This window comes from Pseudomonas sp. GV085 (genome assembly GCF_003050925.1).
In the GTDB taxonomy this organism is placed as follows: Bacteria; Pseudomonadota; Gammaproteobacteria; order Pseudomonadales; family Pseudomonadaceae; genus Aquipseudomonas.
On record NZ_QAOV01000008.1, the window covers coordinates 126176 to 152507 of the forward strand.

The 26332-nt window shown below is 61.6% G+C and carries 26 protein-coding genes and 2 pseudogenes; 14 read left to right on the forward strand and 14 right to left on the reverse strand.

The window, feature by feature from the left end:
- Nucleotides 1-56 precede the first annotated feature (56 nt).
- Together C8K63_RS18085 and C8K63_RS18090 are read left to right on the forward strand one after the other, a co-directional pair.
- The gene (locus tag C8K63_RS18085) at nt 57-1166 is read left to right on the forward strand and encodes an NAD(P)/FAD-dependent oxidoreductase (RefSeq protein ID WP_108217946.1); all 1110 of its coding nucleotides are present in this window, start codon (nt 57-59) and stop codon (nt 1164-1166) included.
- Between the two features lie 72 nt (nt 1167-1238).
- Nucleotides 1239-1835 (forward strand): DinB family protein, encoded by a 597-nt coding sequence (locus tag C8K63_RS18090; RefSeq protein ID WP_108217947.1) that lies wholly within the window; start codon nt 1239-1241, stop codon nt 1833-1835.
- On the opposite strand, the gene C8K63_RS18095 is transcribed toward C8K63_RS18090, so the two are convergent.
- Nucleotides 1756-2676 (reverse strand): LysR substrate-binding domain-containing protein, encoded by a 921-nt coding sequence (locus C8K63_RS18095; RefSeq protein WP_108217948.1) that lies wholly within the window; start codon nt 2674-2676, stop codon nt 1756-1758. The two genes, C8K63_RS18090 and C8K63_RS18095, sit on opposite strands and share 80 nt — an antisense overlap.
- Nucleotides 2677-3003: 327 nt before the next feature.
- Here C8K63_RS18095 and C8K63_RS30630 point away from each other — a divergent pair.
- The 3 genes and pseudogenes from C8K63_RS30630 to C8K63_RS18110 all read left to right on the forward strand — a co-directional run.
- Nucleotides 3004-3405, forward strand: a pseudogene (locus C8K63_RS30630) (aldo/keto reductase); the annotation flags it as partial.
- Nucleotides 3406-3423: 18 nt separating this feature from the next.
- Nucleotides 3424-4220: pseudogene (locus tag C8K63_RS18105) on the forward strand (SDR family NAD(P)-dependent oxidoreductase).
- Between the two features lie 26 nt (nt 4221-4246).
- Complete coding sequence (locus tag C8K63_RS18110) at nt 4247-4657, forward strand: SRPBCC family protein (RefSeq protein ID WP_108217949.1); 411 nt, start codon at nt 4247-4249, stop codon at nt 4655-4657.
- Nucleotides 4658-4786: 129 nt separating this feature from the next.
- Here the strand turns inward: C8K63_RS18110 and C8K63_RS18115 are convergent, their stop codons facing one another.
- Nucleotides 4787-6181, reverse strand: coding sequence for a HAMP domain-containing sensor histidine kinase (locus C8K63_RS18115; RefSeq protein WP_108217950.1), 1395 nt, complete (start codon nt 6179-6181; stop codon nt 4787-4789).
- Entirely contained in the window at nt 6159-6842 is a 684-nt protein-coding gene (locus C8K63_RS18120; RefSeq protein ID WP_020796732.1) for a response regulator transcription factor, read from the reverse strand. The genes C8K63_RS18115 and C8K63_RS18120 overlap by 23 nt, the downstream gene beginning before the upstream one ends.
- A 175-nt stretch (nt 6843-7017) precedes the next feature.
- Here C8K63_RS18120 and C8K63_RS30915 point away from each other — a divergent pair, with 175 nt between their 5' ends.
- Complete coding sequence (locus tag C8K63_RS30915; protein ID WP_108218119.1) at nt 7018-7326, forward strand: hypothetical protein; 309 nt, start codon at nt 7018-7020, stop codon at nt 7324-7326.
- A gap of 144 nt (nt 7327-7470) precedes the next feature.
- Here C8K63_RS30915 and C8K63_RS18130 read toward each other — a convergent pair whose 3' ends face one another.
- Nucleotides 7471-8076: a glutathione S-transferase N-terminal domain-containing protein gene (locus C8K63_RS18130; protein ID WP_108217951.1), complete on the reverse strand. Its 606-nt coding sequence runs from the start codon at nt 8074-8076 to the stop codon at nt 7471-7473.
- Nucleotides 8077-8446: 370 nt separating this feature from the next.
- Here C8K63_RS18130 and C8K63_RS18135 point away from each other — a divergent pair, with 370 nt between their 5' ends.
- Nucleotides 8447-8851 (forward strand): TraR/DksA family transcriptional regulator, encoded by a 405-nt coding sequence (locus tag C8K63_RS18135; protein ID WP_007907888.1) that lies wholly within the window; start codon nt 8447-8449, stop codon nt 8849-8851.
- 619 nt (nt 8852-9470) lie between these two features.
- Complete coding sequence (locus C8K63_RS18140; protein ID WP_371920778.1) at nt 9471-10694, forward strand: methyl-accepting chemotaxis protein; 1224 nt, start codon at nt 9471-9473, stop codon at nt 10692-10694.
- A gap of 213 nt (nt 10695-10907) precedes the next feature.
- Here the strand turns inward: C8K63_RS18140 and C8K63_RS18145 are convergent, their stop codons facing one another.
- Both C8K63_RS18145 and C8K63_RS30920 read right to left on the reverse strand, forming a co-directional pair.
- Entirely contained in the window at nt 10908-11138 is a 231-nt protein-coding gene (locus tag C8K63_RS18145) for a hypothetical protein (protein WP_108217952.1), read from the reverse strand.
- A 161-nt stretch (nt 11139-11299) separates the two neighbouring features.
- Nucleotides 11300-11548, reverse strand: a complete 249-nt coding sequence (locus C8K63_RS30920; RefSeq protein ID WP_108217953.1) for a hypothetical protein — start codon at nt 11546-11548, stop codon at nt 11300-11302.
- A 434-nt stretch (nt 11549-11982) separates the two neighbouring features.
- Here C8K63_RS30920 and C8K63_RS18160 point away from each other — a divergent pair, with 434 nt between their 5' ends.
- From C8K63_RS18160 to C8K63_RS18175, 4 genes are all read left to right on the forward strand, one after another.
- On the forward strand, nt 11983-12432 hold the full coding sequence (locus C8K63_RS18160) for a hypothetical protein (protein WP_177413236.1): 450 nt from the start codon (nt 11983-11985) through the stop codon (nt 12430-12432).
- Nucleotides 12432-12635, forward strand: coding sequence for a hypothetical protein (locus C8K63_RS18165; protein WP_108217956.1), 204 nt, complete (start codon nt 12432-12434; stop codon nt 12633-12635). Before C8K63_RS18160 ends, C8K63_RS18165 begins: the two co-directional genes overlap by 1 nt.
- A gap of 118 nt (nt 12636-12753) precedes the next feature.
- The gene (locus C8K63_RS18170; protein WP_108217957.1) at nt 12754-13767 is read left to right on the forward strand and encodes an ABC transporter substrate-binding protein; all 1014 of its coding nucleotides are present in this window, start codon (nt 12754-12756) and stop codon (nt 13765-13767) included.
- Nucleotides 13768-13884: 117 nt separating this feature from the next.
- Nucleotides 13885-14322 carry a DUF3995 domain-containing protein gene (locus C8K63_RS18175; protein ID WP_108217958.1) on the forward strand — a complete coding sequence of 146 codons (438 nt, stop codon included), beginning with the start codon at nt 13885-13887 and terminating at the stop codon, nt 14320-14322.
- On the opposite strand, the gene C8K63_RS18180 is transcribed toward C8K63_RS18175, so the two are convergent.
- The 7 genes from C8K63_RS18180 to C8K63_RS18210 all read right to left on the reverse strand — a co-directional run bounded on the left by C8K63_RS18180 (nt 14319) and on the right by C8K63_RS18210 (nt 21676).
- On the reverse strand, nt 14319-14681 hold the full coding sequence (locus C8K63_RS18180; protein WP_108217959.1) for a Na+/H+ antiporter subunit G: 363 nt from the start codon (nt 14679-14681) through the stop codon (nt 14319-14321). The two genes, C8K63_RS18175 and C8K63_RS18180, sit on opposite strands and share 4 nt — an antisense overlap.
- Complete coding sequence (locus C8K63_RS18185; RefSeq protein WP_108217960.1) at nt 14678-14956, reverse strand: K+/H+ antiporter subunit F; 279 nt, start codon at nt 14954-14956, stop codon at nt 14678-14680. Before C8K63_RS18185 ends, C8K63_RS18180 begins: the two co-directional genes overlap by 4 nt.
- The gene (locus C8K63_RS18190) at nt 14953-15441 is read right to left on the reverse strand and encodes a Na+/H+ antiporter subunit E (RefSeq protein ID WP_108217961.1); all 489 of its coding nucleotides are present in this window, start codon (nt 15439-15441) and stop codon (nt 14953-14955) included. Before C8K63_RS18190 ends, C8K63_RS18185 begins: the two co-directional genes overlap by 4 nt.
- Complete coding sequence (locus tag C8K63_RS18195) at nt 15438-17123, reverse strand: monovalent cation/H+ antiporter subunit D (RefSeq protein WP_108217962.1); 1686 nt, start codon at nt 17121-17123, stop codon at nt 15438-15440. Before C8K63_RS18195 ends, C8K63_RS18190 begins: the two co-directional genes overlap by 4 nt.
- Entirely contained in the window at nt 17120-17464 is a 345-nt protein-coding gene (locus tag C8K63_RS18200; protein ID WP_008020558.1) for a Na+/H+ antiporter subunit C, read from the reverse strand. Before C8K63_RS18200 ends, C8K63_RS18195 begins: the two co-directional genes overlap by 4 nt.
- Nucleotides 17464-20382 carry a monovalent cation/H+ antiporter subunit A gene (locus tag C8K63_RS18205; protein WP_108217963.1) on the reverse strand — a complete coding sequence of 973 codons (2919 nt, stop codon included), beginning with the start codon at nt 20380-20382 and terminating at the stop codon, nt 17464-17466. Before C8K63_RS18205 ends, C8K63_RS18200 begins: the two co-directional genes overlap by 1 nt.
- 271 nt (nt 20383-20653) lie before the next feature.
- Nucleotides 20654-21676, reverse strand: coding sequence for a DMT family transporter (locus C8K63_RS18210; RefSeq protein ID WP_108217964.1), 1023 nt, complete (start codon nt 21674-21676; stop codon nt 20654-20656).
- Between C8K63_RS18210 and C8K63_RS18215 the strand changes: the two genes are divergently transcribed.
- The gene (locus C8K63_RS18215) at nt 21671-22234 is read left to right on the forward strand and encodes a helix-turn-helix domain-containing protein (RefSeq protein WP_108217965.1); all 564 of its coding nucleotides are present in this window, start codon (nt 21671-21673) and stop codon (nt 22232-22234) included. The genes C8K63_RS18210 and C8K63_RS18215 overlap by 6 nt on opposite strands.
- Nucleotides 22235-22248: 14 nt before the next feature.
- Complete coding sequence (locus C8K63_RS18220) at nt 22249-23655, forward strand: FAD/NAD(P)-binding protein (protein ID WP_108217966.1); 1407 nt, start codon at nt 22249-22251, stop codon at nt 23653-23655.
- Nucleotides 23656-24059: 404 nt separating this feature from the next.
- Here the strand turns inward: C8K63_RS18220 and C8K63_RS18225 are convergent, their stop codons facing one another.
- Nucleotides 24060-26309: an Ig-like domain-containing protein gene (locus tag C8K63_RS18225; protein ID WP_108217967.1), complete on the reverse strand. Its 2250-nt coding sequence runs from the start codon at nt 26307-26309 to the stop codon at nt 24060-24062.
- Between the last annotated feature and the right edge of the window lie 23 nt (nt 26310-26332).

Sequence of the window (26332 nt, forward strand, 5' to 3'; positions counted from 1 at the left end):
TTTCTCAAGCCTGATCGACTATCGACAGCCAGAACGGGTGTGAGAGGGCAGGATCGTTGAACGTCGATATTCAAAGCGTGGTGATCGGGGCTGGCGTCGTCGGATTGGCAGTGGCCAGGGCCTTGGCCATGAGCGGGCGCGACGTGTTGGTGGTCGAGGCCGGTGAGGGCATCGGCATGGGCATCAGCTCGCGTAACTCGCAAGTGATTCACGCCGGTATCTATTACCCGGGCGGCAGCCTCAAGGCGCGGTTGTGCGTGGAGGGTAAGCAGCGTCTCTATGCTTATTGCGATGAGCACGGTGTTGATTACCGGCGCGTCGGCAAGCTGATCGTGGCCACCGATGAGCCGCAGCGCACGGCTTTGCAGCGTCTGTTGGCGCAGGGGCGTCTTAACGGCGTCGATGACCTGCAATGGCTGGATGGCGCACAGGCCCGGGCGCTTGAACCGGCGTTGTCCTGCGTCGCGGCGCTGTGGTCGCCGTCTACCGGCATCGTCGACTCCCACGCCCTGATGCTGGCGCTTCAGGGCGATGCCGAGCGGTTCGCCGCGACGCTGGCCTTGCGCACACCGCTGCTGTCGGCCCGTTGCATGGAGCAGGGCTTCGAGCTGCGCATGGGCGGCAGTGAGCCCATGACCCTGTGCTGCCGCGAATTGATCAACTGCGCGGGGCTGTCCGCACCCGAGGTGGCGCGCGCTATTGTCGGTCTGCCTGGGCAATTCATTCCCCGGGCGCATTTGTGCAAGGGCAGTTATTTCAGTTTCAGCGGCCGGGCGCCGTTTCGCCACTTGGTGTATCCGGCCCCGGAGAGCGCGGGACTGGGTGTGCACATGACGCTCGACCTGGGCGGGCAGGCGCGCTTCGGGCCGGATGTCGAATGGGTCGAGCACATCGATTACCGCGTCGAACCCCGCCGGGCCGAAGGGTTCTATCAGGCGATCCGCCGTTATTGGCCGGGTTTGCCGGACAACAGCCTGCAACCGGCCTACAGCGGCATTCGCCCGAAAATCAGCGGGCCGACCGAGCCGGCCGCCGATTTTCTCATCAGCGGATGCGCCGTACATGGCGTGCCGGGGCTGGTGAATCTGTTCGGCATCGAATCACCGGGGCTGACCAGTTGCCTGGCGCTGGCCGAACAGGTAGTAAAACGCCTGGACGACCGATGATCAGGGCTGGTACTGCCTTGCGGGCATTGGGTCTATGCTAGGGAGTGCGCTTACTGCCATCGGAGAACTCTGATGATCACCGTACGCACTGCCTGTCTGCTGGCTGATTACAAACGCTGGGCCAATCAGCGCCTCTTTGACAGCCTCGCAGCGCTCCCTCCGGGGGAAGTCAAAAAAGAACGGGTGTCGGTGTTCAAAAACATGATCGGCACCCTCAATCACGTCTACGTGGTCGATTGCATCTGGCAGGCGCACCTCGAAGGCCGGGGGCATGGCTTCAAGACCTCACACGACCTGCTGCATGCCGATCTGTCCGAACTGCGCATGGCGCAAAAAGAGATCGATCGCTGGTATTGCGACTGGAGCGCCCGGCAAACCGATGCCTCCCTGGACAAGCCCCTGGAATTCACTTTTGTCTCTGGCGAAAGCGGCACCATGAGCGCCGGCGCGATGCTGATGCACGTGGTCAACCACGCCAGCTATCACCGTGGCTGGGTGGTGCAGATGTACTTCGAGATTCCGGCCATGCCACCGGTGACCGACATGCCGGTGTATTTGCGCGAGTCCGAGCCGTTAGTCCTGCAGTCGATCAATGCCCCGATAGTGGCGCCGCCATGTGCTGTGCAATTTTCGAGCGCAACCAGCGTTCTGCCGGATCGTTATCGTTGACCCCGTTCCAGACCATCGACAGTTCGGACAGCTTGATATCGAACGGCGCGTCGTCTGCCCGCAGCTGACTGCTGCCTTCGATCAACGCACTGGCCGCGTAATCCGGCACGGTGGCGAGCATGTCTGTACCCGCCAGCAAGGCCCGCAACCCCGCGAACTGTGGCACCGCCAGCACCACCCGGCGCGAACGGCCGATCCGTGCCAGGTCGTTGTCGATGGCACCGCTCAAGTCCCCGGAGAACGACACCAGCGCGTGAGGGCGTTCGCAGAACTCGTCCAGGGTCAACGGACCCGGACGATCATCGCCGCGCAGGATCTTCACACTCAAGTCGCGCAACTTCTTGCGCTTGGCATTGGCCGGCAATTCGGTGGTGTAGCTGATGCCGACGGAAATCTCGCCGCTGGCCAGCATCGATGGCATCAGCAGGAAATTCACCCGGCGCACCACCACCACAACGTTCTGCGCCTCTTCACGAATCTGCTTGAGCAGCGGTGGAAACAGCCCGAACTCGGCGTCGTCGGACAGACCGATGCGAAACACATCGCGGCTGGTGGAGGGCTCGAAATCCTTGGCCCGGCTGACTGCCCCGGAAATGGTGTCCATCGCCGGCTGCAATTCCTTGAGAATCTGCAACGCCCGCAGGGTCGGCTCCAGGGTGCGTCCGTTGCGCACCAGCAACGGGTCGTCGAATAGATCGCGCAACCTTGCCAGCGCCGCGCTGACAGCGGGCTGGCCGAGGAACAGTTTTTCCCCGGCCCGGGTCAGGTTCTTTTCGAACATCAGGGTTTCGAAAATCACCAGCAGGTTCATGTCCACGCGGCGCAGGTCGTTGCGGTTCATGGTGGTGGCTCGCTGGGGGTTGGGGTCTTTTCAGTAAAGCAGCAAACCCTGCGGAATCTGGAATTCGCTGATGACCTGTAGGAGCGAGCCTGCTCCGGGCGGCGTTCCGACGATAGCGGTGGGTCAGCCACATGGATGCTGGATGTGCCGCCGCCATCGCGAGCAGGCTCGCTCCCACACGGGATCTCCAGCGAGCACAAATGCTGCGTACGACACCAATCAACTGGGGCGGGCTTGCTCGCGAAAGCGGTGGGTCAGCCACATGGATGCTGGATGTGCCGCCGCCATCGCGAGCAGGCTCGCTTGTATGGTAGGACTTGAAGGGGGGGCGTGAACAAGGTTGAGCCATGTGAGCTGACCCTTGATCTGAGCGAAGCGCAGCCGGACGGTTTTCTGCTGGCGGGTCGCTACACTCTTCTCGATCATGATCGCGCCTTGCAGCGCTTGATGGACGCCGCCCTGGCGCAGAACGTCGAGATCGTGGTCGGCGGCCCGTACAGCTCGGGCATTCTGGCCGGTGGCGCACACATCGAATACCAGAAGGCCAGCCCGGCGATTATCAGCAAGGTCGAGCAGATCAAACGCATCGCGGCGGCCCATGGTGTTGATATCAAGGCTGCGGTGTTGCAATTTTCGTTGGCGAACCCGGCAATGGCGGCGGTGATTCCCGCTGCGTTCTGGCAGGCGATGCGTGAGGCGAAGCTGGTTTCCGAGCGCGCACCCTTGCCCCCTCATTGGAGCTTGAGCATGAAAATTGATTTGAGCGAAAAACTCGCGATCGTCAGCGGCAGTACCGCCGGCATTGGCCTGGGCATCAGCCAGGCACTGGCCGAGGCCGGCGCCACGGTGGTGGTGATCGGCCGCGACACGGCCAAGGTCGAACAGGCGTTGGCGAGCATTCGCCAACGCGTACCCGGCGCGCAATTGCGCGGCGTGACCGCCGACCTCGGTACCGCCGAAGGCGCCGAAAGATTGTTCGACGCCGAACCTCGGGCGGACATCCTGGTGAACAACCTCGGGATCTTCAACACAGTGGATTTCTTCGACGCCCCGGACAGTGAGTGGACACGCTTCTACGAGGTCAACGTGATCTCCGGCGTGCGTCTGTCGCGGCATTACACGCCGCAAATGGTCAAGCAGGGCTGGGGCCGGGTGATCTTCCTGTCTTCGGAGTCCGGCGTGGCGACCCCGGCGGACATGATCAACTACGGCGTGACCAAAAGCGCCAACCTGGCGGTGTCCCATGGCCTGGCCAAACGCCTGGCCGGCACCGGCGTGACGGTCAACGCGATCCTGCCCGGCCCGACCTTTACCGATGGCCTGGAAGACATGCTCAAGGACGCCACCGCCGAATCCGGGCGCAGCGCCCGGGACGAAGCCGATGCGTTCGTGCGCAAGGCCCGGCCGACGTCGATCATCCAGCGCGTGGCGGATGTCGAGGAAGTCGCCAATCTGGTGGCCTACATCGCCTCGCCGTTATCCTCGGCCACCACAGGCGCGGCCAGGCTGTCGACGGCGGTGTCGTCGACAGCCTGGCCATCTGAACCTTATTGATTGGAGAAAGTATTTCATGGCAACTGCATCAGCCTTCATCGACATCCCGGCTTCGGCCGAACAGGACTGGCAATTGATTGGCGGTTTCAACTCGCTGCCGGACTGGCTGCCGTTCATTCCCAGGAGCGAACTCAGCGAAGGCGGGCGCGTGCGCAGTCTGCAAACGGCGGACGGTGCGGTGGTAATCGAACGCCTGCAAGCCTTCGACAATGCAGGTCAGACCTACAGCTACTCGATTTTGCAGGCACCCTTTCCAGCGACTGATTATCTGGCGACGATCAAGGTTCAAGCCCAAGGCGAGGGCGCGCGGGTGACCTGGTCCGGGCGGTTTGAACCGGTGGGGGTGAGCAACGAGGAAGTGGAGGCGTTGTTTAACGGTATCTATCAGGGTGGGCTTGAGGCGTTGCGGGCCAATTACCCGGCTTGATAAACACCAGCAATCCCTTGTAGGAGCGAGCCTGCTCGCGATGGACGCAAGGTCGACGTGTCGAATCAGACTGCACGCGTTATCGTTGACGTCCATCGCGAGCAGGCTCGCTCCTACAGGGGATCAATTTCAGGCTTGAGGAATCAGACTCTCCCGACAATCGAGCACCAGCCGTGCGCCGCCCAGTTCGCTGGTGCCCACCTCCAGGGTAAACCCGTGCAGGCTGACAATCGCCGCGACGATGGACAGCCCCAGCCCGAAGCCGCTCTTTTGATTGCCCGCCTCGGCACGGTAGAAACGCTGGAACACCGCTTCACGTTCCGCCTCGGGAATGCCCGGGCCGGAGTCGAGCACTTCGATCCGCGTGTGCCCGCCAGCATTGATCCCGCGCAAGATCACCGCGCCACCGGGCGGAGTGAATTTGATCGAGTTGCTGAGCAGGTTCGCCACGGCTTCGAACAGCAGTGCGCGGTCGCCATTGAGGGGGGGCAATGACGCGGGCAGGTGCAGTTGGAACACCAGGCCGTCGTCTTCCGCCAGGGGCAGATAGAACTCATGCAGCTCTTGCAACAGCGACACCGGGTCCAGTTGCACGAAACCGGAACGACGCTGGCGATCTTCCAGTTCGGAAATCCGCAACAAGCCACGGAAACGCGCCATCAACGTGTCGGCCTCGGCCAGCACCAGGTCCAGTTGCATGGCCTGCGGCGAGCCTTCGCCGGCTTGCTGCTGCATGCGGTAAAGCTGCGCGCGCAGACGGGTCAGGGGCGTGCGCAGGTCATGGGCGATGTTGTCGCACACACCCTTGACCTCGTTCATCAAGCGCTCTATGCGTTCGAGCATGGCGTTGACGATGGCGGCGAGCATGTCCAGTTCGTCACGCCGGTTGGACAGTGGCAAACGCCGGCTCAGGTCGCCAGCGACGATGGCTTCGGCACTGGCCTGGATCCCGCGAATGCGTCGTAACGGCCGGCGCCGCAGCAGATACCAGCCGACGATGCCCGGCACGATGGTCAGGGTCACACCCCAGAACAGGGCGTGAAGGATGATCCGGGTGACGGCGAACAGCGAGCCGTTGTCGCGAACCAGAATCAGCCACCAACCATCGCGGGTCTGGGTCGCCACGGCGTCGCAGCTGTCGTTGGGCAGGGTCGGGTCGTCGGACTCGGCGCAGTCGCTGAGCGTGTGGATCTTGCCATCGAGCGGCAAGCCGTCCGGAATGTAGCGCAGGGCGCCGCTGAGGTAACGCTGCCGGGCATCGAACAGGCCGTAGGCGTCGATGCCGCGGATATCGAAGGTCATGCTGACGGCGAGGGCGTCCACCAGTTGCTCGCCCGAGAAGCGCGAAAACAGGTGCTGGCGTTGCATCAACGAATGCTTGGCCAGGTTGTCCAGGTAAGCGGAAACCTCGTAGTACATGACCCCCATGAGAATCCCGCTCCAGATCACGAACAGCGAACTGTAGAGCGCCAGCAGACGGCTGCTGGAAGAGCGCCAGCCTTTAGACGGGTTCGGCAATGACATAACCCGAGCCTCGCACAGTCCGAATCAGTGGGACATTGCCAGGCGGGTCGATCTTCTTGCGCAGACGGCCGATGTGGACGTCGATCAGATTGGTGCCGGGGTCGAAGTGGTAACCCCAGACTTCTTCGAAAATCATCATCCGCGAGAGGATTTGCCCGGTATTGCGCATCAGGAATTCCAGCAGTTTGTATTCGGTGGGCAACAGCGTCAGCAGTTGACCGTCGCGGCTGGCTTCGTGGCTGATCAGGTTCAGCTCCAGATCCGCCACCCGCAGCGTGGTGGCCTGGGCGGTCACGGTGTTCTGCCGACGCAACAGGACTTCGACCCGGGCGGCCATTTCATCGGTGGCGAAGGGTTTGGTCAGGTAGTCGTCGCCGCCGGCGCGCAAGCCGCGCACGCGCTCATCGACGTCGGACAGTGCGCTGATCATCAGGATCGGCGTGGCCACGCCCATGGTCCGCAGCGTGGTGACGATCGCCAGGCCATCGAGCTCGGGCAACATGCGGTCGAGGGTGATCAGGTCATAGTTGCCGCTGACCGCACGCTCGAGCCCTTCGCGACCATTGTCGACCCAGTCGACGTCGAGGCCGTGGCTACTCAGTTCGGCGACAATTTCCCGGGCGGTCACGGCGTCGTCTTCGATGGTCAAGATGCGGGTCATAGGGCTGGCCTGATAAGCAGTTCAATACGAAGTAGCAAGCATTTTGCCAAGAATTGTCCGCGACTTAATAAATTAACTTTCATCTGACTGGGGTCGCAGTTCGCAACATTGATATCATTGGGCCACAACTTCAGTAGGGGGCTGCATTGTGCGCAACTCGATCCGCTATCGCTGGATGCCGATTTGTCTGTTGTTGTTCAGTGTTTTCATTTCATCGGCCTGGGCTGGCAATACACCCTGCTCCGGCAAGAAGGGTGGAATCGATCGATGCGACGGCGATTTGTTCCTGTGTAATGACGGCTCCATCAGCGGGTCGAAAAAAAGTTGCTCGACAATGTTCGGCGGTCAGACCCAGGCGCGTCCACAAGCGTTTATCCAGGACACACAGGGCTGCTCCTGTGGCACCGGCTCGTTTTGTACCGGGCCCAGAGGTGGCGTTTACTGCCTGACCCCCAGTGGCAATAAAAGCTATAAGCGCAAATAACCCATGCATAAAATCCGTCGGAGCAACCTCCCACAATGGCATGAGGTCGAGCATAAATTCCACGTACGACGCAGACTACTGTGGGAGCGAGCCTGCTCCGGGCGGCGTTCCGACGATAGCGGCAGATCAGGCAAAACGAATCGGTCAGTCAATCGGTGTACTGATAAACACTTCAAGCCCTTCGGCATACGCAGTGAACGCAGCAACCCGCGGAAACTGCGCCGCACTCACCTGATCCGGCACTACCAGATTGGTAAAGCTCCAGGCTACGGCGAGGGTAATGCCATCCTGCTCAAGCGAACCGTCAGTCTTCAGCGACTGTTTTTCCAGCTCCCGCTCCAGCGCCGTATAGGCCGCCGTCAGCTGTCCTTCGACCCGCTGCACCCAGGGTTCGAATTGAATCTCCGCCGGCCGCAAGTTGCGCTCGTAGTAAAGCTGCACGGATTTTTCGCTGGCGGCCAGCGCCAGGCCGATCAGGCGCAACGCGCGCAGACGCCGGCCCGGTTCGACGGGCATCAGGCTGTTATCGGTCAGGGTTTCCAGGTAGTCGATGATCAGCGTCGAATCCATCAACACCTCACCGTCATCCAGCACCAGCGTGGGCGCCTTGACCACCGGGTTGATCTGCTGGAATTGTTCGAAGTGGCGGAACACCGAGACCGATTGATGTTCCAGGGTGATTCCCAGGCATTTGGCAGAAATGGCGGCGCGCCTTACATAGGGCGAATCCAGCATACCGATCAGCTTCATGGTCCTTTCCTTTATATGGCCATTTCGGGAGGGACAACCTTAGCTGAGGTTCGCAGCCCTGCAAATGACTGTGAATAATGCCCGGTGCAGGCCGTTTGTCATCTATATACAGCCGCTCGGTTGAATTTCTTGCTATAAACGCACTCCGATTACCACCTCAAAGCCTGCGGTAGAGCATTTTCCGGGCTTTGTCGGACAAATTCGCTGTCTTTTCAGTTGCTGAGGCCTCAAGTCGGCCGTAGACTGCCGCCCCTCGTAAATTGAGTGCCGGGTGGCGCTTGGAACAAACGGCGCCTTTCCGATGACCTGCCCAGGTCTGCCGGAACGCTCCCTATTTCGCCTTAATGCACGTTTTTTTATAGAGATATCAATGACAAAGGACAAGTTGCTGGCCATGCCGGCGGATGACTACATGAATGCCGAGCAACATGCTTTTTTCTCCGAGCTGTTGCAGAACATGAAAGTCGAAACCCATGAGCGCATCGAACAGAACCGCATCGCCATCGAAAGCCTGGACACCCCGGCCGATCCGGCAGACGCGGCTTCGGTCGAAGAAGAGCGCACCTGGCTGGTGAACGCGATCGATCGCGACCAGCGCATGCTGCCTCAGTTGGAACAAGCCCTTGAGCGCATCAAGGAAGACAGCTTTGGCTGGTGCGACGACAGCGGCGAGGCGATTGGCCTCAAGCGCCTGCTGATCAGCCCGACCACCAAGTACTGCATCGAAGCTCAGGAACGTCACGAGCAAATCGACAAGCACCAGCGTCAGGCCTGATTCTGCAAGGCAGTCCATCAAGATGGACTGCCTTTGAAAAGATCGCAGCCTGCGGCAGCTCCTACGCAATTGAAGTAGGGCGCTGTTGCAGGCTGCGATCTTCGTTTTCTGCCGTCTTCGATTTCCCGGTTGTTCTCTTGATCTGCTGCAACGCTCACGACTAAAGGCTCATGGATAATGGCTTTATAGTGGCGTTTAATGCGAAGACAACAATTAGAAGCTTTCCGGGGTAACGATGATGACGAGAGACGGGTCTCTGGTTGCGGCAGTGCCTGCACCAGTGCTGTTGCCGAAAAACCGCTGGCTGACACCGACGCTGCAAAGCATCGCCCTGATGCTGTTGTTAAGTGGCATGACGCTGGGCGGATGGTCGCTCTACCTTGGGCTGCCCCTGGCCGTATTGATTGTCTGGCTGCCTCGCCTGCGTTCGCGCGCGACCCCGGTGGCTGCTTCCTCCGACAACCCCGATGCCATCAGCGAGTTGACTCGCGATCTTTCCTACACCACCAGCCATAACGCGCTGTCAGCCGCCGGTGTGGCGTTCTCGGTTCGGCAACTGGCGGACAAACTGCAATCGCAGCTCGCGGCGGCGGCACAGATCGTCAGCAACGCCGAGGTCATGATCACCACCGAACAGGCCACCTCGACGCTCAGTCGCCAGGCGCTCAGTGCTGCCAGCGAGGCTCATCAAAGTGGCGCGGTGGGGCGTACGCAACTGATCGAGTCCATTGCGCGCATGCATCAGCTCAGCCAGCGCGCCAGCAACAGCCGTGAACTGATCGAAGCCTTGAGCCTGCGCAGCGATGATATCCAGCGCGTGACCCTGGTGATTCAGTCCATCGCCAGCCAGACCAACCTGTTGGCGTTGAACGCAGCGATAGAAGCGGCGCGGGCGGGGGAGCACGGTCGCGGGTTTGCAGTGGTGGCCGACGAGGTGCGTGGGCTCGCCGCACGCACGGCGACTGCCACGGGCGAAGTGGGCGAAATGGTGGCCGACATCCAGCAACGCACCGCGCAGGTGGTGGAGCAGATCCGCCAACTGTCCAGCGACCTCGATACCGGCGTCGAGCAGGTCGAACAGACGGGGCAGCACCTGGAGAACATTGCCCTTCTGGCGGCGAGTGTCGAGTCCCAGGTCGGGGAAATCGCCCAGGGGGCAGACACCAACCGTGAACAACTCGACAGCCTGTTCCACGCCATTGAACAGATGCGCAGCGACCTGGCGGTCAGCGACCAGCAGACTCAACGCCTGGCCCATGCGGCAGTGCAAATGGAAGGGCAGGCCGAAACCATCAGCGAGCGTCTTGCCGAGGTGGGGCTGGATGACTATCACCAGCGGATCTATGACCTGGCGCGGGAAGGCGCTACGCAGATTGCCGCGCGATTCGAGGCGGATATCGATGCCGGTCGAATCAGTCTCGACGATCTGTTCGACCGCAATTACCAGACTATTCCCAATACCAGCCCGGCCAAGTACCAGACGCGTTTCGACCGCTACACCGATCAGGTGCTGCCAACGATCCAGGAACCGTTGTTAGCGCGTCACGAAGGATTGGTGTTCGCCATCGCCTGCACCCAGCAGGGTTATGTGCCGACCCATAACAAGGCGTTCAGCCAGCCGTTGACGGGGGACGCGCAGGTCGATGCCTTGCAGAACCGGACCAAACGCAAGTTCGCTGACCGCACCGGGATCCGCTGTGGCAGCCATCAGAAGGCCGTGTTGCTGCAAACCTATACGCGCGACACCGGCGAGTTGATGCACGATCTCTCGGTGCCGATCATGCTCAAGGGCCGGCATTGGGGTGGTTTGCGCCTGGGCTACAAACCGGAAAAACCGCGTTAGAAAACCCGGGCTGTCGGGCGACTGTTGCAATTTCTGCAATTAACCTGTGCAGGGTTTTACTGTTTCCTCGCCGGAAAATTAATTAGCATGCCTATTAATTAGGTTGCTAATTAAGTTGGGAGGGTCAGCATGCAAGGCAAAGTTGATGTCGCGGTCATGATTGGCAGCGGAGTACCTGCCAATCTGCGTCGTCGCGCACCGCCAACCCGACAATCAGGCTTTCAGCGCGCCTGCGTCGACCGCCGCCTTCAACTCCCTGGCCGATTCCTGGGCCGCAATGGCGGCGACATCCGGGGTTTTGAACCAGCGATCTTTTTCGACCTGGTAATACGTCACGGTCTTTAGCGGTGGTTTGGCTCGCATGACAATCACGGCCTGGAATTCACCGTCGATTTCTCTGGCTTCCCCCCGGATAAAAAACTCGCCGATATCAAATTCCGTCACGTTGCAGACTTCCCCTGGAAATACAATGTTGTTGTCAACGCAACCCGATTTTTTGCGGATCCGTTTTATTGGGCTGGCAGTATGGCAGTAGTTGCCCGTCGACGGCTGAGATAAGTCGGCGGGCAGACGAAACGTCGATAGCGATGAGTGCGGCGGGCATGTCAACAATGTGATTCAAGAAACCGGGCGAGGGCACAGGCTTCATTATGATCCGCTCGGAAACCTCTTACGCAGCCTGTCGAAATATCCTTGATATGAAAGAAGGCAATGCCTGCCATCACCACCTGAAATCGCGGGCGGGCCGGGACATCGTGAAGCGGTTCGTGGTGGCGAAACCGTATGGGGTGCGGGATCGGCGCTGTTTCTGAGTCAGGCGCCAAGGGATAAGCAAAGTGAGTCAGCGTGCACATATGAAGTCCTTTTCATGGTTTTATCGACGTATGTACGTCGTTTTGGCTAGTCTCCAAGAGCATCGCTGCTCTAGAATCACCCTCACTGGCGGGGAATCGATGTTTATCTAAAGCAATTTTTTGCGGACGATATGTAGGAAAAGATTTTTTCTTGATGAGATTTTTCCCCGAAGTTGATAGTCCATAATTTTCTGGCAGCAGGAAGGGTGTTTTCCTTCAGCCTGTGACGAACGCCGGGCAGGACGACACGAGTGACGTTCCAGTAGTCTTCTCAAGCTTCGTGATGAGTGAGCGCACTGCTCATTCAGGATTTCAATCCGGGTTCTTTGGCGACACCTTCGGCATTGCCGCTTTTTTGGCTGTGCGTTTATTTCTCGCGTACGGCACCATTTTTCAGATGTGGGGATGTTTCCTTGGCAGTAAGTAATCTCGATATGCATGCTTTGTTCGTACTGGGTGATTTGCGCGCAAAGCTGGTCAAGCTGTTTCAGTCACGTTTCGTTTACATCACCGAACAGAACGCTGAAGGCATCTACATTGCCGAAATCGACACCGAATCAGCCCTGGTGGTGGATGACAAGCCGGGACTCAAACTCAAGGTCGGCGATCATTTCAGCGCGTCCGTGCTGCCCAGTCGTGAAGGCGGCAAGCTGGACATCAAGTTCCGCGACATCAAACTGACGGTTTACGGAATTGGCGATTACGCTTTCGTGACCACGGCCGACGGTCAGGGGATAGTGTTCAAGGAAGGTCACAGCGTGGTGATGGTGTTTGCCGCCCATCAACAGCTGCAGGAAGGCCTGACCAAGACCCTCAAAGCCGTGACCGCCAAAGCGGCCAAGTGGCGCAAGGGCGAGCTGGTGACCTTCAAGGCCAGCGAGTGATGACCCTGACCCGCGCCGATTTCCACGAACAGAACCTGGCCAGCGCTCAAGACGAAGCGCGGCGGCTGTTCGGGCAGAAGATCATTCTGCAAGGAGCCTGGCTGAATTGGGTGGCGTCACAGCTTTACCAACTGCAACCGGCGGCATACGCCAGCATGGTCAGGCGCGAGCTGATGCGTTTGCAGCAAACCTGCGAAAACTGATCCACGCACCTCGAAAGCAGGAACCTCTACTACAGTCATTGGACTGAGTATTCAGAGGCTTTGCGGTCTACTGCCAGGCCATCCTGCTATTGCTGTGAACAGCACGAGGTGCAAAAGCATGAACGGATTTCGACGGTTGCTGGCTGCTGTCCTGGCCGCTTTCGGTTTACTGGCGACACCCGCCCCGGTGTTTGCCGCCCAGGCGCCGATCCACTTCGCCGACCTGAACTGGGAAAGCGGCAGCCTGATTACCGATGTCCTGCGCATCATTGTCGAGAAGGGCTACGGGCTGCCGACCGACACCTTGCCGGGCACCACCATCACCCTGGAAACCGCGCTGGCCAACAATGACATCCAGGTCATTGGCGAAGAGTGGGCCGGTCGCAGCCCGGTCTGGGTCAAAGCGGAAGCCGAAGGCAAAGTCGTCAGCCTCGGCGACACGGTCAAGGGCGCTACCGAAGGCTGGTGGGTGCCGGAATATGTGATCAAGGGCGACCCGGCCAAGGGCATCAAGCCGCTGGCGCCGGACCTGCGCAGCGTCAGCGACCTGCCGCGTTACAAAGACGTGTTCAAGGACCCGGAAGCCCCGACCAAGGGGCGTTTCCTCAACAGCCCCATCGGTTGGACCTCGGAAGTGGTCAACAAGCAGAAGCTCAAGGCGTATGGGCTGGACGACAGCTACGTGAACTTCCGTAGCGGTTCGGGTGCGGCACTGGATGCCGAGATCAGTTCGTCCATTCATCGTGGCAAGCCGGTACTGTTTTACTACTGGTCGCCCACGCCGTTGCTCGGCCGCTTCAAGCTGATTCAACTCGAAGAGCCACCGTTCGACGCGCAAGCCTGGAAGACCTTGACCGACGCCGATAACCCCAACCCACAGCCGACCCGTTCCCTGGCCTCCAAACTGTCCATCGGTGTGTCCACACCCTTCCAGAAGCAGTATCCGCAGATTGCCGAGTTCTTCGCCAAGGTCGACTTCCCGATAGACCCGCTGAACAAAGCGCTGGCCGAGATGAGCGAGAAACATACACCGCCGCGTCAGGCGGCGCAGGCGTTCATGAAGGCTCATCCGGACGTCTGGCGGGCCTGGCTGCCCAAGGAGGTGGCGGATAAAGTCTCCGCCGCCCTGTAGGCGCTGCCGCAGGCTGCGATCTTTTGATCTTGTCTAAAAAAAGCAAAATCAAAAGATCGCAGCCTGCGGCAGCTCCTACAATGTTCTGTTCATATCCCTTTCAAGGACCTTTGAACCATGACCTTGCTGTTGGCTCAATGGCTGGTGACGATCTTTGCAATGATCAGTCTGGTACATGTGTATTGGGCGTTGGGTGGTGAGTGGGCGGCGGTGGCGGCGATCCCGCAAGTGCCGCAGGTGGGCAGCGCGCAACTGCGACCGGCGTTCAAGCCACGAGGCTGGATCACGCTGGTGGTGGCCGCGCTGTTGCTGTTGATTGCCGCGCTGGTGTGCTTGCGGGTGGGTTGGTGGCTGCCACCCTTGCATCACTGGTCGTTGCAGTGGGTGATCAGCGCGATTGCGATTTTGCTGTTTGCCCGGGCGATTGGCGATTCGGAGCTGGTGGGTTTTTTCAAAGAGGTCAAAGGCTCGAAATTTGCCCGGCTGGATACCTGGGTTTACTCGCCGTTGTGCGTGGTGCTGGGGGCGGGGTTGTTGGCGGTGGCTTGGGTCTAACTACCGCTCTCAGTCCGACGACTGCTCACTTCAGCCGGCACATCATCCCCGGCCATACGCTTGCGAAACAGTGCCGCCCGGGCCAGCAGCAAGGTGGTCACCGGCACGGTAATCGCCAGCAGGATCGGAATCAGCCAGGCGTGCAATACCGGCGCGGACTTGAGCGCCGAAAAGTAGATGATCGAAGCCAGCGCCACGCACCAGGCCCCGAGCGTCGAGGCCAGGGCCGGTGGGTGCATGCGCTGGAAGTAATCCTTCATGCACAACAGGCCCGTGGCGCTGATCAATGCAAACAGACTGCCGAGCACCAGCAGGATCGCCACCGGGATTTCCACCCATAACGACAATGGCGTATTCATTCGATCACCTCACCACGCAGCAGGAATTTCGCCAGGGCGAACGAGCCGACGAAACCGAACAGTGCTATCAGCAGCGCCGCCTCGAAGTACGTGTCACTGGCATAGCGAATACCCAGCGCCAGCATCATCAGCATCGCGACGATGTACAGGTAGTCCAGCGCCAGGACCCGGTCCTGGGCCGACGGCCCCTTGAACAGGCGGATCAGGGTCAGGATCATCGCTAATGAAAAGAAGAACAGGCTCAGCAGGATCGCGCTCGACAGCAACGGGCTCATTCGAAGATCTCCATCAACGGACGTTCGTAGGTCGCCTTGAAGTGCTGGATGAACAGCGCCTCATCGTCCAGGTCGAAGACGTGCAACAGCAGAATGCTGCGGTCCAGCGCCAGCTCCGACCAGACCGTACCGGGCACCACCGTGGTGATCATCGACAGCGCGGCCAGGCCGTTGGCATCGCGCAAATCCAGCGGCACCTTGATGAATCGCGAGCGGGGCGGGCGGCGACCGGCATTGAGTACGCTCCAGGCCACCGCGAGGTTGGACACCAGCACATCACGCCCGACCAGCAGGACCAGGCGCAGGATCACCCCGGGACGACGGATGCGTACCGGCAGCGGACGCAGCCTGCGCATCATCAATGGCGCACAGAACCCCAGCACCGCACCCAGCAGCAGATTGCCGGGGCTGGTCGACAGGTTCAGCAGCAACCACAGCAACCACAAGGCCAGCGACAACAGCGGTGCCGGAAACAGGCGCTTCATGGCTGCACCTCCAGCGTGGTCGCATGAGCCGGCGGGTTCGGTACGACGCGCGTGCCGAGCACCGCCATCACGTATTGCTGGGGGTTGTACAAGGCATCGGCGGCGGCCTGGGTGTAGCGCAGCAGCGGATCGGCCTTGAAGGTCAGCGCAATGCTCAAGCCCAGCAGGGCGAAGATCGGCACGCATTCCAGGCGTCGCAGCAGGGGCGATGGTCGTTCCGCAGGCGTCCAGAAGCGCTGGATACCCAAACGCGAGAACGCGATCAGCGACGCCAGCCCGGACAAAATCAACAACACCAACAGGCCCCACGCGGCGTTGGAAACCGGTGTGTCGCCGCTGTTCCCCAGGCCCAGCGGATTGAGTAGGGCACCGATCAACCCGAGTTTGCCGATAAAGCCGGAGAGTGGCGGCATGCCGATGATCAGCAAGGCGCAGGCGATGAAACTCAGGCCAAGAAACGCCATGGTCCATGGAATCACCTGGCCGACCACGGCTTTTTGCTCGTCGTCGAGGTTGATGCCTTTGGGTGGATGCAGGGATTCCAGAGGACGGGGCAGCAGTTCGGCTTCATCGTCGAGCGACACTTCGTTGGCCGAGCGCGAGCGCTCGATCAGTTCGGCCAGCAGGAACAGTGCGCTCAACGCCAGGGTCGAGCTGAACAGGTAGAACAGCGCCGCGCCGACCAGGTTCGGCTGGGCGAAACCGATGGTCGACAACAGAATGCCCGCCGACACCAGAATGCTCAGGCTGGCCATGCGCTCCAGGCGTTGCGCGGCGAGGATCGCCATGGCGGCGCAGACGATGGTCGCCATGCCGCCGTAGATCAGCCACTCACCGCCATAGAACGCCGATGCCCCGGCCTGGGCGGAGAACAGCAGCGTCCACAGGCGCAGCAAGGTGTAGACGCCGACCTTGGTCATGATCGCGAACATCGCCGCCACCGGCGCGCTGGCCGACGAATAGGCCGGCACCAGCCAGAAGTTCAGTGGCCACATGCCGGCCTTGGCCAGAAACGCGATGGCCAGAATCCCCGCGCCGGCGTGCAGCAAGCCGCGATCAGCTGCGGACACCAGCGGGATTTTTACCGCCAGGTCAGCCATGTTCAACGTGCCGGTGACGCCATAGATCAGCGCCGCGCCAATCAGGAACAGCGAGGAGGCCAGCAGGTTGATCGAGATGTAGTGCAGCCCCGACGACACCCGCGCCCGGCCCGAACCGTGGAGCATCAACCCGTAGGACGCTGCCAGCAACACTTCGAAGAATACGAACAGGTTGAACAGGTCAGCGGTGAGGAACGCGCCGTAAAGGCCCATCATCTGGATCTGGAACAGCGCGTGAAAACTCGAACCGGCGCCGTCCCAGCGGGCCATGGCAAACAGCAGCGCACAGACGCCGATGATGCCGGTCAGCACCAGCATCAGCGCCGACAGGCGATCGACCACCAGCACCAGGCCGAACGGTACTTGCCAGTTGCTCGGCAGGTACACGCCGATGGAGCCGGGCACGCCGGTGGTCTGTGTCCATTGCCATAACGCCACGGCAATGCCCAGCCCGAGCAGGCTGGAGAGCAGATTGATCCTGGCCTTGAGCGGCCGGTGCTTCTCGCCGAGCATCAGCATGATCGCGGCAGTCAGCAACGGCAGCAGGATGGGCGCGACGATCAGGTGAGTCATTGCCATCATTCCCTGGGCTCCCGGCCATCCACATGGTCAGTGCCGGTCAGGCCCCGGGAGGCCAGCAGCACCACCAGGAACAACGCGGTCATGGCGAAGCTGATGACGATCGCCGTCAGCACCAGTGCTTGCGGCAACGGGTCGGTGTAATGCAACAGGTCCTGAGGGATGCCGTCCTTGATGATCGGTTCCTTGCCGATGAACAGGCTGCCCATGCTGAAAATGAACAGATTGACGCCGTAGGACAGCAGGCACAGGCCCATGACCACCTGGAACGTCCGTGGGCGCAGGATCAGCCAGACGCCGGACGCGGCCAGTACGCCGATGGCGATTGCGATGACTTCTTCCATCAGACGACCTCCTTCATGGCAACGGGTTTAGGCTGGGCAGCGGTTTTGTGACCCCGCACCGATTGGTGGGCGAGGGCGGTGAGGATCAGCAGGGTCGAGCCGACCACCACGCCGTACACGCCGATGTCGAAGAACAGCGCGCTGGCCAGGTGAATGTCACCCAGCAGTGGCAACGAGAAATGCCAGGTGTGGGTGGTCAGGAACGGATAGCCGACCAGCATCGCTCCCAGCCCGGTGGCCGTGGCAATCATCAGTCCGGTGCCCATCCAGCGCAGCGGTCGCAGGCTCATTTGCGCCTCGACCCACTGCGTGCCGGCGACCATGTATTGCAGGATGAACGCCACCGACATCACCAGCCCCGCAACAAAGCCGCCGCCCGGTTGATTGTGCCCACGCATGAACAGGTAGAACGACACCACCAGCGCCACCGGCAACAGCAGACGCACCAGCACCGCCGGCACCATCATGAAGCCGAGTGCGGTGTCGCTGGCGTGACGCGGGTTGACCAGGTCGGTGACCACGTCCGGTGCGAGCAAGCGTTGCTGGGCCGGCAGTTGCAGGCTTTCTTTCGGTGGGCGGAAGCGGCGCAGCAGGGCGAACACAGTCAGGGCCACCGCCACCAGCACGGTGATTTCACCGAGGGTGTCGAAACCACGGAAGTCCACCAGCATCACGTTGACCACGTTGCTGCCGCCGCCCTCGGGCAAGGCGCGACTGAGGTAGAACGAGGAAATATCGTTGGGGGTCTGGCGCGTCAGCATGGCATAGGCCAGCAATGCCATGCCGATACCGACGGAGGTCGACAGCAGCAAGTCGCGGATCCGCCGTACCCGCGCCCGGCGCAGACTGCCGGGCAACGGCGAAACTTCCTCGATCCGGCGTGGCAACCAGCGCAGGCCCAGCAGGATCAGCACCGTGGTCACCACTTCGACCGCCAGTTGGGTCAGGGCCAGGTCCGGCGCCGAAAACCAGACGAAGGTGATGCAGGTCATCAGGCCGCAGACGCTGACCATGGTCAGGGCCGCGAGCCGGTGATACTTGGCTTGATAGGCCGCGCCAAGGGCGCAGGCGATGGCCAGCAACCACAAGGTGACGAACACGATCGACCCGGGGATTTTCGGCCGGTCGCCCCAGTGCAGGCTGCTGTGCAGCATAGGGATCAACCCGGCCAGCACGGCGGCGAACACCACCAGGAACAACTGCATTTGCAGGCGCCGGGTGCCAATCCGCGGCTCCATCCGACGGGCCAGGCGCAGGATGGCGACCAGTGCGTATTCGAACAGGTGCTTGCCGTCCAGGCGACCTATGACAGGCGGACGGTCGAAGCGCCCGCGCTTGAATTGATTGCGCAGCAGCAGATAGAGCACGGTGCCGCAGGACAAGGCGATCAGGCTCATGATCATTGGCGCGTTCAGGCCATGCCAGATCGCCAGGCTGTACCCGGGCAGCGGTCCGCCGACCACCGGTTGCGCCGCCGCCGCGAGCAGCGGGCCGACTATCTGGGCCGGGAAAATCCCCACCAGCAGGCAAGTGAATACCAGCAATTCCACCGGCGCGCGCATCCAGCGCGGTGGCTCGTGGGGCGTGTGGGGCAAGTCGGTCGCGGTCGGGCCGAAGAACACATCCACGGTGAAACGCAGGGAGTAGGCCACGCTGAAGGTACCGGCAATGGTTGCCACGATCGGCAAGCTCAGTTCGACCCAGCGCGTGGCATTGATGAACACGGTTTCGGCGAAGAACATTTCCTTGGACAGGAAGCCGTTGAGCAGCGGTACGCCGGCCATTGAGGCGCTGGCGACCATGGCCAGGGTGGCGGTAAACGGCATCAGCTTGTACAGGCCACTGAGTTTGCGGATGTCGCGGGTGCCGCTTTCGTGGTCGATGATGCCCGCGGCCATGAACAACGAGGCCTTGAACGTCGCATGGTTGAGGATGTGGAACACCGCGGCGACAGCGGCCAGCGGGCTGTTCAAACCGAGCAGCAGGGTGATCAGGCCGAGGTGGCTGATGGTCGAATAGGCCAGCAAGCCCTTGAGGTCGTTCTGGAACATTGCGCAGTACGCCCCGAGCAACAGGGTGCAGGCGCCGGCGCCGCTGACGATGTAGAACCATTCTTCACTGCCCGAGAGCGATGGCCATAGCCGCGCGAGCAGAAACACCCCGGCCTTGACCATGGTCGCCGAATGCAGGTACGCCGAAACAGGGGTCGGCGCGGCCATGGCGTGGGGCAGCCAGAAATGGAAGGGAAATTGCGCACTTTTGCTCAGGGCGCCGATCAGGATCAGGGGCAATAGAATCGGGTAGAGGGCATGGGCGCGAATCAGGTCGCCGGCGGCCAGGACCTTGTCCAGGTCATAGCTGCCGACCACATGGCCGAGCAGCATGACCCCCGCCAGCAGGCACAAGCCGCCCGCACCGGTCACCATCAGCGCCATGTAGGCCCCGCGCCGGGCATCGGCGCGATGGTGCCAGTAGCCGATCAACAGGAACGAGAAGAGGCTGGTCAGCTCCCAGAAAAACACGATCTGGATCAGGTTGCCGGAAATCACCAGCCCGAGCATGGCGCCCATGAAGGCCAGGAAAAACGCGAAGAATCGCGGCACCGGATCGTTCGGCGACATGTAGTAGCGGGCGTACAGAGAAACCAGGGTGCCGATGCCCAGCACCAGCATGGAGAACAGCCAGGCGAAACCGTCCATGCGCAGGACGAAGTTCAGGCCCAGGCTGGGCAACCAGAGAAACTCTTCGCGAATGACGCCGCCATGGGCGATTTGCGGGTACATGAACGCGACCTGAAGGGTGCCGATCAGGGCGATCAGGCCAGCCAGCAGGGATTCGGCGTTACGGGCATTGTGCGGCAACACGGCCGCCAAACAGCTGCCTATGAAAGGCAGAAGCAGTAGAACTATCAGGGACATAGGCTTCTAATCTGCGGAAGTTTGTGAAGCATCATACGTGCCAGCTCCCGGATCACCAAACGCCAAGCTGTCGCAGAATCCTACACGGTAGACGGAAAAGCCCTGATTCACATTGTTTCCGGAAGAGGGGTTTCGCCTGTGCCGGCGCCTTCGCGAGCAGGCTCGCTCCCACAGGGTATGAAGGTGTACACAATCTTGTGTTCAACTCAAAACACTGTGGGAGCGAGCCTGCTCGCGAAGGCGGTCTAACCGGCGGCACAGAATCCGCAGTTTATCGCTGTGTTTCCTGCTCCAGCTCCTGCTCAGCCGCAGCCTTGCCCTTGGTCTTCAACTCACTGACTATCACCGCCGCCACAATCAATCCGGCCCCGAGCAGGGCAATCGCCGGCAGGCGTTCCCCGGCGATGCGCCCGACAATCCCGGCCCATACCGGCTCGCCGGCATAGATCAGCGTGGCGCGGGTCGGTGACACGCTTTTCTGTGCCCAATTCATCGCCACCTGAATCGCCGCGCTTGCCGCCCCAAGGCCCAGCGCGCTGCACAGCAACAGCCATGAGAAATCCGGAATCGCCTCGTTGGTCGGCACCACCATCAGGAACGACAGCACGGAAGTGACCGCCAGTTGCACCACTGTCACCCGGCGTACATCGACCTGGCCGGCATAGGTGCTGATCAGGATGATCTCGGCCGCAATGGCCACGGCGCTGATCAAGGTGGCGATTTCACCGGGGCTGAAGTTGAACGCCGCACCGGACGGCCCGGACAACAGCATCAACCCGGTAAAGGCCAGCATGATGCCGATGCTGGGCATCAATCCCGGTCGCCGCCCCATCACCAGCCATTGCAGCAACGGCACGAAAGGGACGTACAGCGCGGTAATGAATGCCGACTGGCTGCTGGGAATGCTTTGCAGCCCGACCGTCTGCAAGCCGTAGCCGAGCATGATCGCCACGCCGATGAACGACCCGGCCTTGAGTTCGAACAAGGTCAGGTCGCGCAGTTGACGCCAGGAAAACAGGGCGACGATGCCCGCGGCGGCGGCAAAGCGCAGGCCGACGAAAAGCATCGGGCCGCTGACGGTCATCGCGTGCTGTACCAACAGGAAGGTACCGCCCCAGACCATCGTGATCAGCACCAGCACGCATTCGGCCTTGCTGAACCGTGTGAAACGGGAGGAAGTCTTTGGGGAATTCACCGACGTCATGACCTTGCACGCTACTGGAGGGAGACGCACAATGCGCCGAATGTTGCGCAGTATACTGCCCAACCCCACCCAGTGAGCAATATAGTGCACAAAGATTCTACCCAACGGGCTTCGGTCCTCCAGCACGTCAGTCAAAATGTCCGTCGTTTGCGTCATGCCGCCGGCCTGAGCCAGAGTGCGCTGGCGGATAAGTCCGGTGTCAGCCGTCGAATGCTGGTGGCAATCGAGGCGGGGGAAAAGAACGTCAGCCTGACCACCCTCGACCGAGTGGCCGAAGCCCTCGACGTTGCCTTCAGTGATTTGATCCAGGCCCCCGACGCCCGGGATCCAAGCCGTATCAATGAACTGGCCTGGACCGGCACGATCCCCGGCAGCAAAGCGGTGTTGCTCTCCAAGGCCCAGGCCAGCCGCGAAGTCGAGCAGTGGGAGTGGTGCCTGCAACCGGGCGAGGTGTATCCGTCGGAGCCGGATGCCGATGGCTGGAGCGAGCAGATTTATGTCTTCGAAGGCTGCCTGACCGTTATGCTCGGCGACCAGGCGCAGAATATCGCCGCAGGTGAGTTCTTCATGTTCGCCAGCAACCAGCCGCACTGTTATCGCAACGACGGGGCGGTGGCGGCGCGGTTTGTGCGTAATGTGGTGATCTGAACAGGGAGAGCACGATGGACCAGACCTTGACCCATGACGCCGACGTCCTGATTGTCGGCGGCGGCCTCAGTGGCGCGATGCTGGCGGCGCAACTGATGCGTTTGCCGGGCCGGCGCCGGGTGCTGGTGATCGAGCCCCGGGCCGAGTTGGGGCGGGGCGAAGCCTACAGCGCGGTGGAGTTGGGCCATACACTCAACGGCAATGCGGCGCGGATGAGTGTCGACCCGGACAACGCCGATGACCTGACCCAATGGCTGACCGGGTACATCGAGGCGGGCGGCTGGCCGGAATCGGATCAGCAGGATGTGCCGATCAGCGAACTGTTTCCACCACGGGGCGTATTCGGCCTGTACGCCCGACAGCGCCTGGCGCAAGCACAGGCGGTGGGTGCACTGAACGGTTCGACGGTCGAGCATGTGCAGGCCGAGGCGGTCGATTTGCAAACCGATGCCGACGCCGTGCGGTTGACCTTGAGCGATGGCCGATGCGTGCAGGGCGCGTTTGCGGTGCTGGCCACCGGAATGTTTCCCGCCGCGCGCACGCCACAAACCGAATCCAGCGGCTTGAATGCGGCCGCCCTCGATCCGTGGGACGTGGCGGCCATGCAGCGGCTCGATCCGCAATCGACGGTCATGATCATCGGCTCGGGCCTGACCATGGTCGACGCCGTGGTGTCCCTGGATCAGGCCGGGCATCGCGGGCCGATCGAAGTGTTTTCCCGCCATGGCCTGCTGCCCCATGTGCGTCGCCAGCCACCGGCCTGGGTGGATTTTCTCGCTGAGGACCTGAGCATCCGTACACCTCGCCAGCTGATGCGCGAACTGCGTCGACACTGCCGGGACGCCATCGCCCAGGGTATCGACTGGCAAGCGCCACTGGACACGGTGCGGGCACATATCGGCCGCTTGTGGCATCAGGCGACGGACGTGCAGCGTCGGCAGTTCGTGCGGCATGTGCGGCCGTGGTGGGAAAGCCATCACCACCGCTCGCCACCCTTGAGCGCCGAACGGGTGGAGCGCTTATATAAAGAAGGGCGGTTGCGTATTCACGCCGCCTCATACAAAGGGCTTGAGCCTTCAAGGGATGGCGAGGTGAGTATCCGCCTTCAACGGCGCGGCGAGGCGCAGGCCTGTGTGGTCAGCGGTGCCGCCCTGATCAACTCCAGCGGTATCGAATACGACTGGCGCCGGGTCGCGCGACCGTTGCCCCGGCAATTGCTCGCCCGCGGTCTGGTACGGCCGGGGCCGCTGGCCTTGGGCATCGCGGCAGAGGTCGATGGCGCGGTCCTGAACGCCGAGGGTCAGCCCGCCCGCCGCCTGTTTGCCATGGGCCCGCCGTTGCGCGGAATGTGGTGGGAAAGTACCGCCGTCACCGATGTGGCGAGCCAGGCCAAGGCGTTGGCCGAGCGGCTGGTGCGCTAGCTGTCCATTCAGCTCACCGCGCAGTCAGCGCGGTGTGTTGGCGCTCAGCCAGCGCCTCTTGCCAGTGTGAGTGGTGAAGAGCGTACGCGGTGGTGTACGCCGCTCTGTCTTTGCTCTGTAGGAGCGAGCTTGCTCGCGAAGGCGGCCTGATAGCCGACCAATTTCTTTCGAATGTACCCAGCCCAACTGTAGGAGCTGCCGAAGGCTGCGATCTTTTGACCTTGTTTGTCAGTAATACAGCCAAAAGATCGCAGCCTCGTTGCACTCGACAGCTCCTACCAGCTCCTACCAGCTCCTACGGGGAATGCACCCGGCAAAAAAACCGCGCCGCCCCACCCGAGACCGCGGTTTTCCATAGGGTTGAAGCCGGCCCCATCAACCAACGTGGCTAATGGGGCGCGGGCTCAGTTGGCGATCACCGGCACCGTTCGCACGGAGCCTTGGGACGAGGTGATCGTGGCGGTCGGGTTCGCCGACGGAACGATCGTGGTGGTGTTGTTCACCGTCAACCGCCAGCGACCGTTCCCCGGTACGGTGGTGGTGCCCAGGGTGACCAGTCCGGTCGGCGTGGTGACCTTGATGGTGATGATGTTGCCGGTGGTCACCGATGATGTGCCGGCAAAGTTCCAGGTGAAGCGGTTATTGGCGCGGGCGCTCACCGTTGCGGTGGTCACTGCGAAGGTTTCCGCAACAGGCCGTGGCGAGACCTGCACCGTGACCGTGGCTGGCGATGTCGACAGGGCGCCGAAGCTGTCCCGGGCGATGTAGGTGAAGGTCGTGGTGAAGGCCGTGGTCACGGTAGCCGGCGGGGTGTAGGTAAGCACTGTGCCGTTACTGCTGACGGTGCCGCGACCTGCCGCGGGTTGAGTGAAGCTGGCGACCGCTAGCGGCACGTTGCCTTCCGGATCGGTGTCGTTGGCCAGCACGTTGATTGGAATCGCCACACCCAGTGTCGTGACGGCATCGGCGACGGCCACCGGAGGCTGGTTAGGCGCCACGGTAATGGTCACGGTTGCCGCTGTCGTCGAGGCCAGGCCTTTGGCGTCCTGGGCCTTGTAGGTGAAGGTCGTGGTCAGCGGCGCGTTGACGACAGCGGGAGGGGTGTAGACCACCGCCGTAGTGCCGCTCAAGGCCACGGTGCCCTGGCCGGCGGCCGGTTGGGTCAACGCGGTAATGCTCAGCGGCGTATTGCCGTCCGGGTCCCTGTCGTTAACCAGCAGATTGAGGGTGATCGGCACGCCGAAGCTGGTGCTGGCAGTATCGGCGACAGAGATCGGAGCCTGGTTCGCGCCGGTGTCCGGTGCCGTGCCGACGACTACGACCGGCTCGGTATCACTGCCGCCGGCGGCGGACTTGACCGTCACGGTTGCAGGGGGTTGGCTCAGGTCAGCCACCGTCAGGCGTTGCAGGGTGCCGGTTTTCGACAGCCGTCCGTAACCCTGGGCGACCATGTCCGGTACCACCACTTCGTCGGTGGAGGTGGCCTCGATCAGCAGGCTGTGGTTGTTCCAGTCGTAACGAGCGGTCTGGATTTTCACCACGTCCGAGAGCTTGCCCGATACCGCAGTCGGGCGGGTGGTCCCGGCGGGGTCGGTGGCGGTGACCACCACGACCGCAGGCACGGTGCCGTTAGTCAGCAGATGCTGGCCAAAGAACACGCCGTTGTTATCGCTCAGCATGTTGGTCAGGCAAGGCGACACAGGCGGGCCGGGCACCAGGGCTATGCTTTCGCGAAAGCAGAGGCTTGAGCCGTTGGCGGCTTGGGCAAACACTTCGACCCGGGTGTTGTTACCGCCCGTGCCGGCTGTACGGCGGTAGGTGGCTCGGGTCATGTCCACCGCGGTTTGCGCGCGGTTGTCGAGCACCTTGCCGGACAGGGTGAAGAGGTTGGTCTGGAGGGTCCCGGCCGGACCCTGGATGCGTACGAAGTTGGTGTTGTTGGGGCTGCCGGTCACGGCTTCGGTGAGGTTCGGGTCGCCGACGAAGGTTTCGACGGTGCCGGTGTCCGGGTTCACCTCGGTGTAGGGGCCGTTGACGCTGCGCAGGAACGGTCCGATCGCACCGTTGACTGCACCCGTGAAAACCCCCGTTGCGCCGATGCCGACGTCTCTGGTGATGTTGATCGCACGACGGCCAGGGGTGGTGACATTGACCGTTTCCACGCCATAGGGATGGGTAATGGTGTAGGTCCCGGCAGTGGGAATGTTCACCCGCATACGGATCCGCGCGAAGCTGATCTGGTCGCCGTCGACCGGGTTGCCGCCGGCAAATGCCGCCTCGATCCCGGCGACATAGGCGTCCATGCCATAGCCCGCGGCGTTGTCGGGGATGCTGGTTTCGGCGAGGAACCAGAAGGCTTCGTCCGGCCAGTTGTCCGGGAACACCATCGGCAGGGTGTCGTCGAAAATGCCGGGTGTCGGCAGCAGGGTGCACATGTAGGCCGGTGGCACACTGGCTGGCACCCGCGAGCTGGTGGCGCGGGACTGGCACAGCTCCATCGACAGTAGATTGTTGTCCTGATACCAGATCGGGAATTTCCCGGTGGCAAAGGTGTAAGGGCCGGGATCGACGGCGGCGAGTTGCGCGAAGGCACTGCCGGACAGCGACAGAGTCAGTCCCAGGGCGTTGAGCGCCAGGCGTGGCCATTTGTTCATGATGCCTCCTGATGAGGATCTGG